The sequence below is a fragment of the Gilliamella sp. CG16 genome (assembly GCF_046635785.1).
Classification (GTDB): domain Bacteria; phylum Pseudomonadota; class Gammaproteobacteria; order Enterobacterales; family Orbaceae; genus Gilliamella; species Gilliamella apicola_I.
Genome location: NZ_JBIDFL010000009.1, coordinates 65,859 through 84,975 on the forward strand (window position 1 = coordinate 65,859; position 19,117 = coordinate 84,975).

At 34.4% G+C, this 19,117-nt stretch carries 15 protein-coding genes and 1 riboswitch; of the genes, 9 read left to right on the top strand and 6 right to left on the bottom strand.

Features of this window, described 5'->3' with window-relative positions; genetic code table 11:
• Positions 1-174 precede the first annotated feature (174 nt).
• Positions 175-792, bottom strand: coding sequence for a hypothetical protein (locus tag ACGH47_RS09030; RefSeq protein ID WP_411623258.1), 618 nt, complete (start codon positions 790-792; stop codon positions 175-177).
• A 212-nt stretch (positions 793-1,004) separates the two neighbouring features.
• A riboswitch (TPP riboswitch) is annotated at positions 1,005-1,107 on the top strand.
• Positions 1,108-1,147: 40 nt separating this feature from the next.
• On the opposite strand from ACGH47_RS09030, the gene thiB reads away from it, so the two are divergent.
• From thiB to dinB, 5 genes are all read left to right on the top strand, one after another.
• Positions 1,148-2,140: a thiamine ABC transporter substrate binding subunit gene (thiB, locus tag ACGH47_RS09035; RefSeq protein ID WP_411623259.1), complete on the top strand. Its 993-nt coding sequence runs from the start codon at positions 1,148-1,150 to the stop codon at positions 2,138-2,140.
• Positions 2,141-2,154: 14 nt separating this feature from the next.
• The gene (gene thiP, locus ACGH47_RS09040; protein WP_411623260.1) at positions 2,155-3,732 is read left to right on the top strand and encodes a thiamine/thiamine pyrophosphate ABC transporter permease; all 1,578 of its coding nucleotides are present in this window, start codon (positions 2,155-2,157) and stop codon (positions 3,730-3,732) included.
• Positions 3,733-3,754: 22 nt separating this feature from the next.
• The gene (thiQ, locus tag ACGH47_RS09045) at positions 3,755-4,414 is read left to right on the top strand and encodes a thiamine ABC transporter ATP-binding protein (protein ID WP_267352174.1); all 660 of its coding nucleotides are present in this window, start codon (positions 3,755-3,757) and stop codon (positions 4,412-4,414) included.
• A gap of 187 nt (positions 4,415-4,601) precedes the next feature.
• Positions 4,602-6,308 (top strand): phosphoethanolamine transferase CptA, encoded by a 1,707-nt coding sequence (gene cptA, locus ACGH47_RS09050; protein ID WP_411623261.1) that lies wholly within the window; start codon positions 4,602-4,604, stop codon positions 6,306-6,308.
• An 81-nt stretch (positions 6,309-6,389) separates the two neighbouring features.
• Positions 6,390-7,445 carry a DNA polymerase IV gene (dinB, locus tag ACGH47_RS09055; RefSeq protein ID WP_267352172.1) on the top strand — a complete coding sequence of 352 codons (1,056 nt, stop codon included), beginning with the start codon at positions 6,390-6,392 and terminating at the stop codon, positions 7,443-7,445.
• A gap of 91 nt (positions 7,446-7,536) precedes the next feature.
• Here dinB and ACGH47_RS09060 read toward each other — a convergent pair whose 3' ends face one another.
• Together ACGH47_RS09060 and ACGH47_RS09065 are read right to left on the bottom strand one after the other, a co-directional pair.
• Complete coding sequence (locus ACGH47_RS09060) at positions 7,537-8,973, bottom strand: 6-phospho-beta-glucosidase (RefSeq protein WP_267352171.1); 1,437 nt, start codon at positions 8,971-8,973, stop codon at positions 7,537-7,539.
• A gap of 14 nt (positions 8,974-8,987) precedes the next feature.
• A complete protein-coding gene (locus ACGH47_RS09065; RefSeq protein WP_411623262.1) occupies positions 8,988-10,862 on the bottom strand; it encodes a glucose PTS transporter subunit IIA in 1,875 nt (624 codons plus the stop codon).
• Positions 10,863-11,039: 177 nt separating this feature from the next.
• On the opposite strand from ACGH47_RS09065, the gene ACGH47_RS09070 reads away from it, so the two are divergent.
• A complete protein-coding gene (locus ACGH47_RS09070; protein ID WP_411623263.1) occupies positions 11,040-11,744 on the top strand; it encodes a GntR family transcriptional regulator in 705 nt (234 codons plus the stop codon).
• 192 nt (positions 11,745-11,936) lie between these two features.
• Here ACGH47_RS09070 and ACGH47_RS09075 read toward each other — a convergent pair whose 3' ends face one another.
• The 3 genes from ACGH47_RS09075 to rph form a co-directional block, all read right to left on the bottom strand.
• Positions 11,937-13,043: an SIMPL domain-containing protein gene (locus tag ACGH47_RS09075; protein WP_267352168.1), complete on the bottom strand. Its 1,107-nt coding sequence runs from the start codon at positions 13,041-13,043 to the stop codon at positions 11,937-11,939.
• Positions 13,044-13,237: 194 nt separating this feature from the next.
• Positions 13,238-13,885, bottom strand: coding sequence for an orotate phosphoribosyltransferase (pyrE, locus tag ACGH47_RS09080; protein WP_267352167.1), 648 nt, complete (start codon positions 13,883-13,885; stop codon positions 13,238-13,240).
• Positions 13,886-13,898: 13 nt separating this feature from the next.
• Positions 13,899-14,615, bottom strand: coding sequence for a ribonuclease PH (gene rph, locus ACGH47_RS09085; RefSeq protein WP_220215281.1), 717 nt, complete (start codon positions 14,613-14,615; stop codon positions 13,899-13,901).
• Positions 14,616-14,774: 159 nt separating this feature from the next.
• Between rph and ACGH47_RS09090 the strand changes: the two genes are divergently transcribed.
• The 3 genes from ACGH47_RS09090 to ACGH47_RS09100 form a co-directional block, all read left to right on the top strand.
• Positions 14,775-15,641: a YicC/YloC family endoribonuclease gene (locus tag ACGH47_RS09090; protein ID WP_267352166.1), complete on the top strand. Its 867-nt coding sequence runs from the start codon at positions 14,775-14,777 to the stop codon at positions 15,639-15,641.
• Between the two features lie 280 nt (positions 15,642-15,921).
• Positions 15,922-16,815, top strand: coding sequence for a hypothetical protein (locus tag ACGH47_RS09095; protein WP_411623264.1), 894 nt, complete (start codon positions 15,922-15,924; stop codon positions 16,813-16,815).
• A gap of 599 nt (positions 16,816-17,414) precedes the next feature.
• Positions 17,415-19,117: autotransporter outer membrane beta-barrel domain-containing protein (locus ACGH47_RS09100; protein ID WP_411597059.1), on the top strand; the 1,703-nt coding region annotated here is incomplete at its 3' end.

Below are 19,117 nucleotides of genomic sequence, written 5' to 3' on the forward strand. Positions count from 1 at the left end.
TATACAATTCAAAAAAAGCCCGAAAACTCTTATTGGTTTTTAATTTATCTATATTAAATCAATATCAATCTATTTTGAATTCATTATGACCTCTTAAGTAAACCGGCTTTGTGCGATGATCTTTTAAAAAACGAGCTACTCTAGTTATTCATCATTTATATTTTTACGGATTGCTTAACTGGATGCTGTCACAGGAATATGACGAATCTTAGGGTTATTAATGAGTAACCAATCGGGTAAATTACTTTCTTTTTCAACTAGCCAAATAATGGTATTTATAAATAACCGATCGTTTGAACCTTTAGGTTTTGGGTATTCAAGTTGTGAAAGTGCTAAAGAACGCGCAAAAAGTTGATGCTCACTAAAACTCATATTATGACGATTTTTAGACAAATGTGATTCATAATCAATTATCAACGCAACAGGCTGTTGATCATAGCTGACTAGTTGATCTAACGTGTTACTTAAATGATTTATTTTTGCGGAATCTTTTTTGGGAACAGCATTTAATCTTAGGCGTTTAAACAACGTATCGCTTTTAATTGCGGGTAAGTCTGGTGTTTGAATTTCTTCGAATCCAACATCTGAATTCCACAATAAGACGTGATTAAATTTTGCATTTTTTAATATTCGATAAATCGACAAGACTAATGTTTCGGAAATGATGGTTTCAGTATCAATTTTCGATTGTTGTCGATCATGAATGTTTCCGGATAAAACGAATTGAGGTTTTGAATTTAGATAGCGATTTAAATCACGCATCCAGCGAGGGCTCTTGAAAGATTGAGACATAATTAATCCTTTAATAAAAATCAGATAACTGACGTTTTTATTATATACAAAGCAATTGAGTAACATCTACTATTTTTTTTATTAATAACTTATTTTTATTTGAATTTCTTGAATACTCAATCCGTTAAACAGTGATTAAACTTGCTTGTTATTATTCATGCTATCGCAATTACAACTGTTTACAATTAATGAGGTAAACACTAAACTATTTATCGTTCTCAACGGGGTGCCCAAATGGCTGAGAATGTTGGTTAACATAACCCGTCGAACCTGAACTGGATCATGCCAGCGGAGGGATTTGAGTTATTGTGTCTGCTCAAACCTTTTGTCTTTTATTTACTATTTTGGAGGCAAAATGTTTCGTAAGAATCTTCTTTTGTTTTTTGTTTTTTCAGCTTTTTTCTTGATTGATACCGCCAATGCTAAGCCAACTTTAACCGTTTATAGTTACAATTCTTTTATGTCTGAGTGGGGCCCAGGTGAGGCCATTAAGCAAGGTTTTGAAGCGGAGTGTGATTGTCAGTTGGATATCATTTCGTTAGGGGATGGTGTATCTATTTTAAATCGGATTCGGCTCGAAGGGAAAAAGACCAATGCCGATGTTATTTTAGGCTTAGACAATAACATTTTACAGCAAGCTAAGTTAGCCAATATTGTTATTCCTCATCAAATCATTAAACCTGATAATCTTAACACTGATTGGTGGGATAATGATTTTCTTCCTTATGATTTTGGTTATTTTGCTTTTATTTATAACAAAGATAAAATCAAAAATCCTCCCCATAGTATGCAACAACTTGCTGATAATAAAGGCAATTGGCGAATTATTTATCAAGACCCAAGAACCAGTACGCCAGGACTAGGTCTACTGTTTTGGATCAAAAATATCTATGGCGATGATGCTACCAATGTATGGAAAAAGATCGCTAAAAATACGGTAACCGTCACCAAAGGCTGGAGTGAATCTTATGGTATGTTTTTGAAAGGCGAAGCTGATTTTGTTTTAAGCTACAGTACATCGCCGATTGCTCATATTATGAAAAATGATCCTCGCTATGAGGCAGCCATTTTTGATGAAGGACATTACCGTCAGGTTGAAGTAGCAGGTATAATCAAATACAGTCAGCAACCCGAGTTAGCACGTCAGTTTTTAGAGTATTTACTCAGACCTGAAGTACAACGTCAGATTGCTGAAAAGAATGTGATGTACCCGATCATTCAAACGACATTACCTGAGGCTTATCAGCAAATAAAGCCTGTCACTAAGGCGTTAGAATTTGGATCTGAGCAAGTTGAAAAAGGACAAAAAGCTTGGATTCGTGAGTGGCAATCAGCGATCAGTAAGTAATTATAGACATTAACATGTTGAATTTTAGAACGTTAATACCGGGTATTCTTGCCGCCAGTAGCATAATGGTTGTACTGGGTAGTGCATTATTATCCATTGGTTATTACGCAATAACTTCAGGTGAGATAAACAGTTATATTGACAGCTATTTATTACATATTTTGTGGATAACTGTTTATCAAGCCACACTATCAACATGTCTTTCTATTTTCTTGGCTATATTAATGGCAAAAGCTTTATCCATGGTTGAGTTTTGGGGTAAAGGTCTATTGTTGCGAATAATGCCGGTGACGTTTATTTTACCTGCACTAGTTGTTGTGACAGGGCTTTTATCCGTTTATGGGCAACAGGGATTACTGTCAATCTTTGTTGGATATATCGGCTTGCCATTTTCATGGTCAATTTATGGATTACAAGGAATTTTATTAGCACACGTATTTTTGAATTTTCCTTATGCTTGTTGTCTATTTTACCGAACGCTGATGAGTGTGCCTGTTGAACAGAAACAGCTAGCCGCTCAATTGAATTTTTCTGGTTACACTTTTTTTCGATTGGTTGAATGGCCACATCTTCGTCGGCAAATATTGCCTATGGCTTCGCTGATATTTATGCTCTGTTTTTCAAGTTTTGCGATTGTATTGGCTTTAGGCGGTGGCCCCAAATATACCACCATTGAAGTAGCAATTTATCAATCCATTCGTGATTTTGATTTTATTCAAGCGGTTTTGCTTTCGTTATTGCAATTGCTTTGTTGTGTAGGTTTTATGGGAATAATGCAAAAGTTTAATAATAATAAACAAGTCACAATGCGCTTTATAAAGCAAAACTACCGTTTTCCTGTTTCTGGCTTGGCTGCCTTGCTAAGTTCAATCGTGATTATTATGGGGGGATTATTTATTTTACTTCCTTTGATAAATATCGTGATTGATGGTGTTTATTTTTTCCGTTTGTCACTGTTTACGCCAACCTTTCAACATGCAACACTGTTTTCACTTTTCATTGCATTGGGGTCAGCCATCGTAACCCTGTTAATGGCACTATTTATTCTTTGGACAAATAGTCGATTGCTCATTTATCAAAAGGTAACGTGGAGTAATCGATTAATGTTAGCCAGTTCGTTAATTTTAGCGATTCCCAGCATGATTTTAGCGTCAGGACTGTTTATATTATTTTATCAGTATGCAGGTAATACTTGGTTTATCTGCATTTTATTAATATTGTGTAATGCTTTAATGGCATTACCTTTTGTCATTAAAAGTCTGGCTACCCCCATGTTCGATGTCACTAAGCGTTATTGGCTATTAAGCCAATCCCTTTGCATTGACGGGGTTAACCATTTTTATTTGATTGAATATAAAGCGTTAAACAAATTAATGTTAAAAAGTTTTGTTTTTTCGGCTATCTTATCTTTAGGGGATTTTGGCATTATCGCACTATTTGGTGGGCAGTCAGTCATCACATTGCCTTATTACCTCTATGAGCAGCTATCACATTATCATTATCAAGATGGTAGTGTCACAGCGGCAATATTATTAATTATCTCTTTTAGTTTATTGGTTTTGGTGGATGATGATCACACTCAATCATATTAATTATCATTATGATAATTTTAAAATGTTTTTTAATTTTGGTATTGCCGCAAAAGAACGGGTCGTCATTGTTGGGCCAAGTGGTGCGGGTAAAAGTTCATTATTGAGTTTAATCGCCGGTTTTATTTCACCTGATTCAGGAAAAATAATACTCGATGATCAAGATATGACGAATGTCACTCCCGGAAAACGCCCAGTATCTATGTTGTTTCAACATAATAATTTGTTTGACCATTTAACGGTTCAAGACAATATCGCTTTAGGATTAAAACCTTCTTTAAAGCTGAATATTTCACAAATGCAAATTATTGATGATATTTTAGAAAAAGTTGGATTAACAGGATTTAATCAACGTTACCCTGAACAATTATCGGGTGGTCAACGTCAACGGGTTGCTTTAGCGCGGTGTCTAATTCAACATCGTCCGATTTTACTTTTAGATGAGCCTTTTTCAGCGCTGGATCAATCATTACGTTTTGAAATGCTTGAATTAGTTAACCAAATCTGTGAAGAATTTGAATTAACATTAATGATGGTGTCCCATTATCTGGATGAATCATTGTATTATTTTTCGCGATGTTTAGTTGTCGATGAAGGACAGATTATTTTTAATCATTCACCCAAAAAGTTAACCTGTTCAGAACATCAACATGTTGCTCAGCTATTAGGCTTGAAGTCGATTTAATCCGCTAAAATTAATCTTTAGCTAAGCAGTATATTCATTGAAAATATGCTTCATATTGCTTTCATAGCATTAATGATTACCGTTGGCTTTTGTTAGTTTCAATATCGAATGTGAGTGCTTAAGGTTTTATTAATCTACCCAATGTATCTTATAAAAACTTATTCATCATGATTCGTTATTGATATTTATGCAAAATTTGAAAGAAGATCAGAAATTTAGTTTTTCCTCGTTATTTTTGATTATATTATTTTTTACCTATTTTTCATCCGCTTTGCAACTCTATATTTCTCTGTCGGGACACTCTAATTTTATTGGGTTAAGAGATTCTATTATTTATAGCTTAATTTGGCTCATACCGGTGTTATTTTTTCCTAATTATACTCGTAAAATTGCAGCCATTTATGGGATTATAGTTGGCGGATTGTCTTTAATTTCGTTAGCGTATTTTGTGATTTATCGGCAGGAGTTTTCACAAAGTGTTTTTTTTATAATGGCTGAATCAAATTTCAATGAATCTAATGAATATATTCAGCAATACTTGAGTTTTAAATTGATTGCCGTATTAGTCGTCTATATTTTAGTGGCGCTATTTCTTTGGAAACAAGTCAAACCGGTTTATGTCCAAAATAAAACTAAGTGGATGGTTTCACTATTGATTGCTATTTATGCTTTGATGCCACTAGTAATCAGTGTAATGGTAAAAAAAACCTCCTTTGAGAAAGCGGGAGCACATTTATTAAGCCGTATGGAAACGACGGTACCTTGGCAATTAATGAGCAGCTATATTGCATACCGTTCACAACTTTCTAATATGGAAAATATTTTGAATAATTTGCAATCTTTGCCTTCATTAGAAAATTTAACAGATAGTAATGGAGAGACACCAAGAACATTAGTCTTAATCATTGGGGAATCGACTACCCGTACAAGAATGGGGATTTATGGTTATAACCGAAATACCACCCCGATGATTGAACAATTTAAAAAAGAAAATCCAAATTTATTGGTTTTCAACGATGTTGTCTCATCCAGACCATATACGATCGAAATTTTAGAACAAGCCCTGACTTTCGCCGATGAGCGGCATCCTGATTTATACTTAACACAACCTTCACTCATTCATCTTATGAAACAAGCAGGGTATAAAACATTTTGGATTACCAATCAACAAACAATGACTAAACGAAATACGATGTTAACCATGTTTTCTAAGCAAACAGATAAACAATATTATATGAATAACGATCGTAACCAAAGTGCCAGACAATATGATGATGCTGTGATTCAGCCTTTTAAAGAGGTGTTAACCGATCCCGCTAAAAAGAAATTTATCGTTATTCATTTACTTGGTACGCATATGAAATATGAATTTCGTTATCCGAAAAGTAGTGAATATAATGTTTTTCAAGATAAGACAGGCATTCCATTCAATATTGACGATGATAACGCCAAAGTCTACAACAGCTATGATAATGCAATTAGCTATAATGATTATGTAATAACGACATTGTTTAATACTTTTAAACAGAACCATGATAACGGTTTTATGTTGTATTTTTCCGATCATGGTGAAGAGGTTTATCAAACACCACCGTATGATGTCTTAGGACGAAATGAAAAAGCACCAACCAAACCGATGTATACCATTCCCTTTATACTTTGGCAATCACCAAGTTGGTTGAAAACACATCCTAATGATTATCAAGCTTACGTTGATCGCAAATTTAGCTCACAAGATTTAATTCATACTTGGTCTGATTTAGCAGGCTTACGTTACAATTTATATCAGCCTGAAAAAAGTTTAGTTAATCCTAACTTTAAACCATCAATACGTTGGATTGGCGATCCCTATGATAAAAAAGGTTTAGTGGATTTTGATAAATTGGTTAAGTAATTGATATCCTGATTGCACAAGCATTTAAGGTATGATATTGTATATTTATACAGTTATATTTTAGATGCTATCATTCAGATTATGCGAAAAATCATTCATGTTGACATGGATTGTTTTTATGCGGCAGTTGAGATGCGGGACAACCCTCGATACCGTAATATCCCCATTGCTGTTGGGGGTGACCCACGAAAAAGAGGTGTTGTTGCAACAGCCAATTATCTTGCTCGACAATTTGGTATTCATAGTGCTATGTCAATGGCACAAGCGGTAAAACTGTGTCCAAATCTTAAAGTTATTCCGGGTAGACATGCTGTTTATAAAGAAGTTTCAAACCAGATTCATCAAATTTTTCAGCGTTATACCCAAGCAATCGAGGCCTTATCACTTGATGAAGCTTATTTAGATGTGACTGATTGTCAACTTTGCCATGGTTCGGCAACATTAATTGCCAAAGACATTCGCCAAGCTATATTTAATGAACTGGGTTTAACTGCGTCAGCTGGTGTTGCGCCACTTAAATTTTTAGCTAAAATTGCTTCAGATATGAACAAGCCTAACGGTCAATATGTGATTACACCTGACGAAGTTGATTCGTTCATACAGCAACTCCCTCTTAAAAAGATTCCGGGGGTGGGGAAAGTCACCGAAAAAAAACTGGCTGAACTAGGGTTATTTACTTGTCGAGATGTGGTGAAGTATGATTTAACCAAATTACTTAATCAATTTGGTAAGTTTGGACGAGTGCTTTATGAAAGATGTCAAGGCATTGATGAGCGTGAAGTCTGTAATGACCGGCAACGTAAATCAGTGGGTGTTGAACGTACTTTGGTTGATGATATTCATACTTGGGATGACTGTTTACTGCAACTCGATCCACTTTATGATGAGTTAGAAAAACGATTAAGTAAAGTCAGAACAGATTTATCGATTGCCCGACAAGGGGTAAAATTTAAATTTGATGATTTTCAACTCACGACACAAGAACATGTCTGGGCAAAGTTGGATAAACAAGATTTGATTGAACAAGCGTACAAAGTTTGGCAAGAACGACGAAATGATAGGGGGGTTAGGTTAATTGGCTTTCATGTTACCCTTATTGATCCACAATTAGACAAACAGTTAATCTTCCCTTTTTAGCTGTTTAAAGCACTAAGGTGTTAAGCTGAATTTATGGGGATGATTGAAATATCATAAAATCCCCATAAATGAGTTTGGCTTAACTAAGTCGTTATTTTAAGTTTTCACCGTTGGTCTGAATGACTTGTTTATACCAATCAAAGGAATCCTTCTTATACCGTTTCATGCTACCATTACCTTCGTTATCACGATCAACATAGATCACACCATAACGTTTTTTCATTTCGCCAGTAGTAAAGGATACAACATCTATAATTCCCCATGCGGTATACCCAATAACATCGACCCCGTCATAGTCCATTGCTGTTAACATTGCTTTGATATGTGCACCGAGATATTCAATTCGAGGTTGGTCATGTATTTGATGACCATTTTCAAGTTGGTCAATTGCCCCGAAACCATTTTCTACAATAAATAACGGCAATTGATAGCGATCATATAAACGGTTTAATGTATAGCGTAAGCCTTCAGGGTCAATTGGCCATCCCCAGTCACTGCTTTTAATATAAGGATTTTCAACCGCATTTGGTAAAGCACCATTGACGATATTGTCACGGTTATCATTTTTGACATCGGCTTTAACCACAGTAGACATGTAATAACTAAACCCAATGTAATCAACTGTGCCTTGTTTCAAACATGCTAAATCTTCTTGCGTAATATCAAGTTTATAACCTTCACGCTCAAACTCTTTTAATGCATAAGCAGGGTAATAACCTCGGACATGAACATCAGGGAAGAAGAATCGTTGATGCATTGCAATTTCTGAAGCCATCATATCTTCAGGATTACATGAGTATGGATAGATTGGTACATGAGAAATCATACAGCCAATTTGAAAATCTGGGTTGATTTTTTTACCCGCGATCACGGCTTTAGCACTGGCTAAGAGTTCGTAATGAGCAACTTGGTAAAGGATTTCTTGCGGATTTTCGCCTGCTTTGACTTGTACACCAGAATTAGTCCAAAAGAAAATAGGATTACTCGTATCCATTTGATTGTTAATTTCGTTAAATGTCATCCAGTATTTAACTTTGTTTTTATAACGCTCAAAGCAGGTGATCGCAAATCGTTCAAAAAACTCAACCGTTTTACGATTACGGAATCCCCCATATTCACGAGCAATATGCAAAGGAATTTCAAAATGGGATAGGGTAATGACCGGTTCAATTCCGTTGGCAATTAATTCATCAAATACCGCGTCGTAAAACTGTAATCCCTCTTCATTAGGTTGCAGTTCATCGCCTTTAGGGAAAATTCTTGTCCAAGCAATCGAAGTACGAAGACATTTAAGTCCTAGATCCGCAAATAGTTTAATATCCTCTTTATAATGGTGATAAAAATCAATTGCGGTATGGTTTGGGTAAAATTTTCCTGCTTCAATATCTTGCGTAATTTGTCTTGGCACACCGTGTGCACCTGCTGTCATAACATCGACGACACTTGGGCCTTTACCGCCCTCATTCCAACCGCCTTCAAATTGGTGGGCAGCTAATGCACCACCCCATAAAAAATTTTTTTGCTTCATATCTGTGTTCCTTGTTATTGCTTAATGTCAAATACGATATCTTGAGTTGTAACGTCTGTTTTATCGGTTAAAGTGATTTGCTGATACTGCGTACTATTAACAATAATAATTGGGGTGATTAATGGATAACCCGCTTTTATAATTGCGTCTGGATCAAAACTGATAAGCAAATCACCTTTTTTAACTTGTTGATTTAATGATACATGATAATTAAATTCGTTATTTGTTAAATTAACTGTATCGATACCACAATGGATTAATAGTTCTACACCATTATTTAAGGTCAAACCAATTGCATGCTTTGAACGCTCAAATACTGCAGTAATTTGCGCATCATCAGGGGCATAAACGTGATTATCCGTTGGCTCAATTGCGATACCTTCTCCCATTAACTTTTGCGCGAAGGCAGGATCAGGGACTTCACTCAGTGGCAGCGCTTTCCCTGTCATTGGGCTGGTGATTTGAATTTCATCAAGTAAAACATTTGGCGTATCATCTTCGATTGAATCGTTTGAGGATAATTTTGTTTCACCCGTCCCTAAAATTTGTATCAATAATACAGGTCCAAACAGGGCAATTGCTGAACCAAGTAATACGCCAATAAATGATCCTGGGTGTTCAGGGTTAATCGCATTAACTATAGTTAACGGACCCGGCAAAGCGGCATAGGTATAGTAATAAGGTGTAAAAAATCCCGCAACAATTCCGCCTATTGCTGCACATGCACAGCCATAAATGAATGGTTTTTTAAAACGTAAGTTAACACCATATATAGCCGGTTCAGTAATACCAAAAATACCGGTAACAAATGCGGATAAAGAGACCCCTTTCATATCTTTATTTTTGGTTTTGATATAGAATCCTAACGCCGCGCCCACTTGACCAATAACAGCAATTGTTTGGAAAGCTTGGAATGAATCTTGACCGTATTGATTAATATTTTCAATGATAACGGGTGTGATTCCCCAATGAACACCGAAAATAACAAATACTTGCCAGACTGCACCGATTAATCCACCTGCCACAGATGGTGCAAGATTAACAATCCAGTTATACCCATTAGCAATATAATGTGCAGCATTTGCAGTCAGCGGACCGATTGCAAGCAAAGTAAGCGGAACCATAATGACTAAGCAAATAAGAGGCATCAGGAGTGGTTTGATGATGGTATGTAAACGTGGCTCTAAAAATCGTTCTAAATACGATAACAACCAAACTAAGAATAAAGGGGGTAAAACCGTAGATGTATAAGTAGTTTCAGACAATGCCAAACCAAATAAATTAACTTCTTGTCCTGATTTAATGAGCGCCGCTAATTCAGCCCAGGTTGGTGATAACAAGGCTGCACAACACGCCACGGCGATATAAATATTACAGCGAAAATGTTGTGATGCTGTAATCGCAATAAAAATAGGTAAAAAGGCGAAGGGTGCCCACGAAATGAAATTGAATACTTGGTAAGTGCCTGTCGTTCCGAAATCAGGAAAGGCTAATTTAATTAAGATTAGAATCCCTTGTAATATTCCCGATGCGGCTAAAACATAAACGAAAGGCGCAAAAACGGCTGACATAGTTGCAATGATAAGATTTAATATATTTTTATTTTCGGAACTTGCAACTTTATTATCTGTTTTAATTAATTGTATAAAAGCATTGTAGACCTTATCGACATTTGTGCCAATCACCACCTGAATTTGTCCACCTTTTTCAACAACGGTTATGACGCCAGGGAATTTAGCAATATTTTCTTTAGCATTTTCGGGGGTTTTTTGTGTCACTAAGCGTAGACGTGTTGCACAACGAGCGACAGTGACTATATTATCTTCACCACCTAACTCATTCAAAATATCAACAGCCAACTTATTATAGTCTCTGATCTTTGACGACATCGTTTTAAGTTCCTTATAAAAAATACAGTTAGCTTATCTTATCGACAAATTGAAAATTGTTAATTACCAATTTTATTGTTTGTGATCTAGATCTAATTTTAAATTTGTTTGCTTTAATATTAAAATAACCTGTATAAAATGGGATATGCCTATCTAAAAAACAGAGAAGGGAAATAAATGTTAAAATATCAGGATGTTGCAGAAAAAATTAAACGAACAATTTATCAACAAAAATTGCCAAAAGATACCCAATTACCCAATATTGAAGGGTTAATTAACCAATATCAAGTCAGTCGGACAACCATTATTAAAGCCTTAAATCAACTTGAACGCCATGGCGTAATCTATCAAATACAAGGTAGTGGTATTTTTGTCAGACAGCCTAAAAAAAGTGGATATCTCAATTTTCTAGAGAGTCACGGCTTTAGTGTAGATTTAAACGATCTTCCTGGTGCATCGCAAGTATTTAATGTAGATATTATTGAACCAGACAAAAAAGTAAAAGAAAATCTAAGATGTAGTGATGATGAACACGTTTATTACATCAAGCGTTTGCGATATGTGGACGGCGAAATATATGGATTTGAACAATCTTATTATCGCAAAAAACTGATTTCATATTTGAATAAAGAAATTGCTGAGCATTCAATATTTAGTTATGTGAAAGATATCTGTAAAATTAGCATTGGTTTTTCAGATAAGTATTTCAAAGCGATAAAATTAGACGCTGAAATAGCGGAATACTTAGGCTTACAAGCAGGCGATCCGGCGTTATGTGTTGAAGAGATATTTTATACATCGGCAGGAGAACCATTCGATTTTTCAACAATTATCTACCATTATGACAATGCTAAATTTTATGTGCAGAGCCATTCTAAATGAATCGAAGTTTTAAAAGAGTAGCTTGAAAAAATAGATGATTGATTTAGTAAACTATTTGTACAATAAATACTTTAAATTATAAATAAAATGGTAAGTATATTTGGGTTTAAACGCTCTCCGACTATTTACCATTTAATTAAAGAGCTAACTAAGGAGAGCGTGTTCAATTGATGATAGGTTTATCTTAAAAGTTTATTGTATAGGTTTAAGTGTTTCAAAAGTACCTGATAAAACAAGATTTATTTTATACTCTGTTGGAGCATAAATATTAACATCAGCCCTCATATTTCCATCAGCATACAATCTTTTCGCATAACGTTGAGATGGATTGTATTCGGAATGCAAATCAAATTCTCCACCGCTTATATCAAGTTGTATTGGTGCACCTAACAGATATTGTTTCGCCAGTAGTCTTTCAACTTTATTTTTAAGTTTAGCTAATAATATTGCTTCATGCTCTTCAACTGCTTTTTGAACGGCTTCTTTCGAAACGGTGTAATAAGTATCATCATTGACAACCATTTTTAATTCTTGAGCTTTAGCAATAATTTTACCAATAAGGTCAAGCTTAGTTGTTTTGACCATAAGATTATGCTGAACATAATATTGTTTTACCGTAATTCTTTCCGGTGATATTTTATCCGTATCTGAATTGGTTATGGTGAAATCAGTTAATTGAAGTTTTTTTAATTCATCGGTAATGGTTGAATATTTTTTATAAAGATTATCTTTGGCGTTATTTAAAGTTTGGGCTGTTTCGCGAATATTGAAAGCATAGAGATTTTTAACTTTATCGCTTTTTACTTGATGAATATCATTGATATTATATTTATCTAATATTTTATTGAGATCAACAAAGCTATCGTTATTATCAATCTTTATAACAATATTCATATTTGCTTGATATTTTGAATTTTCTTGACTATTTTCTTGATTTATCTCTCTCACATTGTTTTGATAACCAATTGTCTCTAAATTGTCTTCAGTTAAGCCCAACTTCAATAATTCATCTTTAAATTGTTTCATTATATTTACATTGAGATCTGAGGCATCGTTAGGTGTTGCGGCATCAGTTAGTAAAGTTACAGAAAATTGTACTGTGTCAGGTTTTAATACGACAGTTTCAGAAATTTTGGCTTCAACTTTTCCCACAGGTATTAAATTTTTGCCATATTTTAATTCTTGTAATTGAAGATAAGTATTATTGACATTCAATTCTTGATTAACTGAGTTAGCAGCATAACTATTAAAGGCGATACCAATATTGAGTAACATGGCAAATAAAATTGTTTTTTTCATCTTATTATCCTACAGTTAAGGTTTATTTGTTTATAAAAATACTTGTTGAATTGCTAATAAAAGGCTAAATAAATCTAATCTAGATTATAGATAAAAAGCAGATTAAATGTCTAAAAAATGTATGGGATTGTAAAAAGATGTAAAAGCGTTTTTCAACGCTTTTATTTCATTAGCTGATTGTGTAAGAGTTTACTTTAGTTTATACCATATTGCTCACGATAAGCTTCAACTAGTTTTACTTGATCTTGTCTGGTTGGATCTTGATAAAGATATTGGATCAAATCATCAAGTGTAATAATTGAAATCACTTCGCAATGATAAGTTTGTTTAATTTCTTGAATTGCAGAAAGATCGGCACGACCTTTTTCTTGTCGGTCTAAGCAAATTAATACGCCAGCTAATTTTGATTTATTATCTTCCAATATTTGCATCGATTCACGTATTGCGGTTCCGGCAGTAATAACATCGTCAACCAGCATAACACGTTGCTCATAAATCGAACTGCCGACTAAATTGCCTCCTTCACCATGATCTTTTGCCTCTTTACGATTAAAGCAGTAAGGAACATCAACGTTGTGATGTTCAGATAATGCAACGACAGTTGATGATACAATCGGAATCCCCTTATAAGCAGGACCAAAAATTACGTCATATTCGAGCTTGGCATCTAATAAAGCCGCAGCGTAAAAGCGACCTAAAAGCGCTAAATCTTTACCGGTGTTAAACAAACCCGCATTAAAAAAATAAGGACTTTTTCGACCTGATTTTAAGGTGAATTCGCCAAATTTCAATGCTTGCCGATTTAAAGCAAATTCAATAAATTCACTTTTGTATGATTTCATCGATCCTCTCCAATTAATCTTTTAAGGCCTGTCTTTGTGCATCAATAATTGTTGCAATGCCATTTTTGGCTAATTCTAATAATTTTAATAATTCGTCATGACTAAAAGGTTCACCTTCGGCAGTTCCTTGAACTTCAATAATTCGTCCGTCATCAGTCATTACTACATTCATATCAGTTTCAGCATTAGAATCTTCAATATATTCTAAATCACATACAGGTTGACCATCGACAATACCGACAGACACCGCTGCGACCAATGATTTAATCGGATTTTGTTTAACTTTACCTTCGGCAATCATTTTATTTATCGCATCATTTAGCGCTACACACGCGCCAGTAATTGAAGCTGTTCTTGTACCACCGTCAGCTTGAATGACATCGCAGTCTAAGGTAATGGTATATTCGCCTAAAAGTTTAAGATCTATCATTGCTCTTAATGAACGAGCAATTAATCGTTGAATTTCCATTGTGCGACCTGTTTGTTTACCTTTTGCCGCTTCCCGTTGCGTTCTTGAATTAGTCGCACGAGGCAACATACCATATTCAGCCGTGACCCAACCTTGATTTTGACCTTTTAAAAAACGGGGTACGCTTTCATCGACAGTTGCATTACACAGTACTTTTGTTTCACCGAACTCTACTAATACAGAACCTTCTGCATGCTTAGTGTAATGACGGGTAATTTTGATAGGGCGGACTTGTTCCGCAGATCGACCTGACGGGCGCATGCATTTCTCCAGCAGTTATATTTAAAAAATTATTTGAATTTACCATTTAGGAGGACATCAACAAGAAAAAGGTTGATGTTTAGCCTAAGCTAAGAGCGCATTATACAGAATTTGTGATACAATGCCCAGCAAGTTTTTTACTAAATTTAGGAAGCCATTATGATTTCCAGTATGACCGCTTATGCCAGAAAAGAAGTAAATCAACCATGGGGGACCGCTTCTTGGGAGCTTCGTTCGGTCAACCAACGTTATTTAGAAACTTACATTCGTTTGCCTGAACAGTTTCGCTCACTTGAGCCTATTATTCGTGAACGGCTTCGTCATCGTTTAACGCGGGGTAAAATTGAATGCCATTTGCGTTTTGAATTGGATCCTGCTGCTCAACATCAAGAATTATCTTTAAACCAAGATCTAGCTAAACAAATTTTAAATGCAGCTAATTGGATTCAGTCAGAGCACAAATCCGGCGAAGTCAATCCTATCGATGTTTTACGTTGGCCAGGTGTATTATCAGCTAAAGAGCAAAATTTAGATACCATATCGCAAGAACTTTTAGCAATATTAGATTCGACAATTGATGAATTTATTACTGTACGTGAACGTGAAGGTAAAGCATTAGGTGAGCTTATCATCCAACGGCTCGAAGGGATAACGGAACAAGTTGAAAAGATTCGTCAATGGATGCCACAGATTTTGGAATGGCAAAAAGAGCGTCTACAAACTAAATTAGCTGAAGCCAATATCGAATTAGATAGCTCAAGGTTTGAACAAGAAATTGTCATGATGGCTCAACGTATTGATGTTGCTGAAGAGCTTGATCGTCTAATGACACACGTTAAAGAAACTTATGCAATTTTGAAGAAAAATGAAGCCGTTGGACGTCGACTTGATTTTATGATGCAAGAATTCAACCGTGAATCGAATACCATTGCTTCAAAATCTATTAATGCCGATGTCACGGCTAGTGCCATTGAATTAAAAGTTTTAATAGAACAAATTCGAGAACAAGTACAAAATATCGAATAATTTTATTAATTAGATATAACAACGTAATTCTTCTCAATATCAATTGATTTTATTATCAAAATATTGAGAAGTTAATGAATTTAAAAATAGCTCGATTTTAACATTTAAAAAAATCCCTTTTTCTTTCCTTTTACTCATACTAAAATACGCCGCTCCCAAAAAAGCTTTGATATGTTTTATGAAAATAATGACGGTTTCACTTGCTGTCAATAATATAAATTGTCTAATTTTTCTATTGAAATAATCAAAGTAGATTTATCTATAAATATAAGGAAAAATAATGAACACCTCAACTGAACACTATCAATTTTCAAATAAATTCAATCTGGGCTCTACGATTGTTTTAACTTTGCTGGGTATTTTTGTGGCTAATTTACTTGGCGTTGTATATGCCATAATCTCTCATTTTTCTCCATTAATTCTTATTGATATCGGTCTTATTGTGGGGATGTGTTATGTGATAATCATGTTGCAATCTAATTTATCTCAATTAGCGAAGATCCGTAATGTCAAAATCAATATATTAATGACTTTTTTAATCTGCTTGTTTGCCTATTATTCAAATTTGGTTACTTTTGAAGTTTTGTTATTTGACACTAATTATTTGTCCAATTGGATTTCACTGTTTTTATCGCCTATTGATACTATAACTTTATTAATAGATGATATTATTCCTTATCGTGAAATCACGATTACTAAAGGTAGCTCATCAAAAGGTTCAATTTCAGGGATGTTATTAGCTGGCGTTTATCTGATTGAATTCTTAGTCTTCTTTTACCCAATTTTAACAGCTTTATTCATAGAAGATGCCTTTTGTGAAGATTGCCAAACTTGGTACAAAAAATATTTTTTCCATTCTTTGTCTAGTGAAGAATTAGAAAACAATATTAATAATAGTCGTGTAGGTAATTATGCCGATGCATTAGCCAATGTAGAACTTCAAAAAGATATTCGGGATTTGCTCGTTAAAAAGACTGACGATAAAATGTCAATGTTAAATTATGAATATTGCCAATGTCCAAAATGTCAGCAAAAAAGTATTTTAACCATTACGAAAAAAATGTTAAAACAAACGGATAAAGGGCCTGAAGTTGAAGGTGTGAATGATGGAATACTTGTCAATCAAGCTTATCTTGATCACCAAACAGATCAACTTTTTTCAACAAAAATCTAGCATCACAACGATTAACTATTCTCTTTTAAAATCAGGTACTCTTAAGAGTGCCTGAAAACCCATATTTTAGCTGAAGTCTATTTCCTCAACTCAGTACATCGAAAATGTTATCTTCCCAATGTTAAATCTAAAAAAATAATGTTGTTATAAAAATCGTTTAATAAATAGCGCTGTAAATGTTAAAAAAATTTAATAAATATCATAGAGAAAAAATAAAATAATGGCTTACCATTTAAATTTTATTAAAAATTTATTTGCGTTGTCTATGTCAGCTAGCCAAGTTATCAACCGTTATAAATTGAGAAGTTTGGTGTGCAAAATAGGTCCAATGTTTATCATTTTTTAAGCTAAAATTAGATTAGCGGTTTTTACGTTTATCTGAAAATTATCTCATCAAAACTTTTCATTGTTTTTTCATTGAATTAATTAATATTTAATAAACAAAAACAATAGATTAAATAATGCTTACAATATTTATAAGAAATTTTCGATCGATTGAATATTGATTGATCATTTAATCCGATCAATAATATTTTTACATAACTTTCTAAAAGACTAGTGGTTATGTTTAATATCGTAAAATCAAGGAAATTTAATAAATGAATAAAATCTACAAAGTTTTAAAAAATAGACAAGGAATAAGCTTGGCAGTATCGGAACTAGCCAAAGGCAAAACAAAATCTTCAGTAAGTAAAATTGCAGCAGCCATCATGATTACAGCTGCGATGTCTGAAAGTGCATTAGCTGCACCAATTCATATCAATTCGAATGAAACAATCAAAGGTAATGGTACTGGCACAATTCAAAGTGGTCAAATAACCAATGAGGAATATTCATTAGGATCAGGGACAAATGGAAAAGGACGTCTAACGATTAGTGATGGCGGTACGCTATCGTTAGCAAGAATTTTAGTTGGTCGAGGCGCAGGAAATTCAGGTGAATTAATTCTTGATAATGGACATCTTATTAATGCTCAGGGTGTTGCATACTTTGGTTTCCAAGGTGGTGATGCGAATGTATTAATCACAAATGGTGGTACTTTCACTAATACTGCTTGGGCTTCGCCAAGTATAGGAAGTGAAGCTGGTTCTAATACCACCCTAACAGTGAAAGGTAAAGGAAGCGCATTCATTCAAAAATCGAAAATTCAAGTATTTGTTGGCGCTAATGGTAATGCCAAAGTTGATGTCATAGAGGGTGGCTTATTTGATGCAAAAAATACGCTATTGCTTGGATTTGCAAATGGTACTGCAATTTTTAATGTTATAGGTAAGGATTCAACATTAAATGCGGCCACTATGCGTATAGGGCCAGAAAAAAATGTAAATACGGGTCATGCTGAGCTAAATATTTTAAATGGTGCTAAAGCCAATATTGGTGATACAGTCAACGGTACTTTAGTTGTTAGAAATGGCGGTAAAGTATTTGTTGATGGAACTGATTCTGCATTGAATGTGGTTAAGGATATATCAATTGGTAATAAAAGTGAAATCACGGTTTCTAATGATGCCAAAATAAACACAACTAAAAACGCTAATGGTGAAAATGATGGTATAACCATCAATGAGGGCGGTAAATTAAATATTGGTGGTAAACCAAATGAAGCGCCACAAAAAGCGGGAGCAATTGATGTGCCGGTTATCCATTTTGCAAATCAAGATCCATCATTACCAGCGGGTGAACTTAATTTCAATCATACTAATAATGATTATCAAGTAGGCTGGGATATTGATAGCAAAGCAAATGGAAAAGGCAATGTCAATGTAATCTCTGGTGATAACTTTATTAGTGGTAAACATACTTATGAAGGAAACACTAATATAACCGGTGGTTCTTGGAATGCGAAAGCCGAGAATGTCTTTAGCGAAAAATCTAACTATAACGTTGATAAGAAAGGTTCACTTAATTTAGAAGATCATAACCAAACAATTGGCAATTTAGTCAATGGTGGGACTATCGATTTAGGTAAAGATTCAGCAAATACAGTATTAACTGTCAATGGTGATTACCGTGGTGAAGATGGCAAACTGAATATGTATGTGGATACAGAAAAAGGTGAGTCAGATAAACTTGTCGTAAAAGGTAATACGTCAGGAAAAACCAATATTGATATAACTGAAATCGGCCGAGGAAATTCAGAACGCGGTAAAATCAATCTAGTTGATGTTGTCGGTCAAGATGATGCTATCTGGAATATCATTGAGAAAAAAGATAGTGAATTTGACTATACAATTGGACGTGATGAAAATGGCAAATTAGTCATTGAATATACCAACGCATTTTCAAATGTTTATAAATCACC

Coding starts and splice junctions, on each gene's coding strand:
- ACGH47_RS09030 (WP_411623258.1), bottom strand. CDS start 792: ATGTCTCAATCTTTCAAGAGCCCTCGCTGGATGCGTGATTTAAATCGC.
- thiB (WP_411623259.1), top strand. CDS start 1,148: ATGTTTCGTAAGAATCTTCTTTTGTTTTTTGTTTTTTCAGCTTTTTTC.
- thiP (WP_411623260.1), top strand. CDS start 2,155: ATGTTGAATTTTAGAACGTTAATACCGGGTATTCTTGCCGCCAGTAGC.
- thiQ (WP_267352174.1), top strand. CDS start 3,755: ATGTTTTTTAATTTTGGTATTGCCGCAAAAGAACGGGTCGTCATTGTT.
- cptA (WP_411623261.1), top strand. CDS start 4,602: ATGCAAAATTTGAAAGAAGATCAGAAATTTAGTTTTTCCTCGTTATTT.
- dinB (WP_267352172.1), top strand. CDS start 6,390: ATGCGAAAAATCATTCATGTTGACATGGATTGTTTTTATGCGGCAGTT.
- ACGH47_RS09060 (WP_267352171.1), bottom strand. CDS start 8,973: ATGAAGCAAAAAAATTTTTTATGGGGTGGTGCATTAGCTGCCCACCAA.
- ACGH47_RS09065 (WP_411623262.1), bottom strand. CDS start 10,862: ATGTCGTCAAAGATCAGAGACTATAATAAGTTGGCTGTTGATATTTTG.
- ACGH47_RS09070 (WP_411623263.1), top strand. CDS start 11,040: ATGTTAAAATATCAGGATGTTGCAGAAAAAATTAAACGAACAATTTAT.
- ACGH47_RS09075 (WP_267352168.1), bottom strand. CDS start 13,043: ATGAAAAAAACAATTTTATTTGCCATGTTACTCAATATTGGTATCGCC.
- pyrE (WP_267352167.1), bottom strand. CDS start 13,885: ATGAAATCATACAAAAGTGAATTTATTGAATTTGCTTTAAATCGGCAA.
- rph (WP_220215281.1), bottom strand. CDS start 14,615: ATGCGCCCGTCAGGTCGATCTGCGGAACAAGTCCGCCCTATCAAAATT.
- ACGH47_RS09090 (WP_267352166.1), top strand. CDS start 14,775: ATGATTTCCAGTATGACCGCTTATGCCAGAAAAGAAGTAAATCAACCA.
- ACGH47_RS09095 (WP_411623264.1), top strand. CDS start 15,922: ATGAACACCTCAACTGAACACTATCAATTTTCAAATAAATTCAATCTG.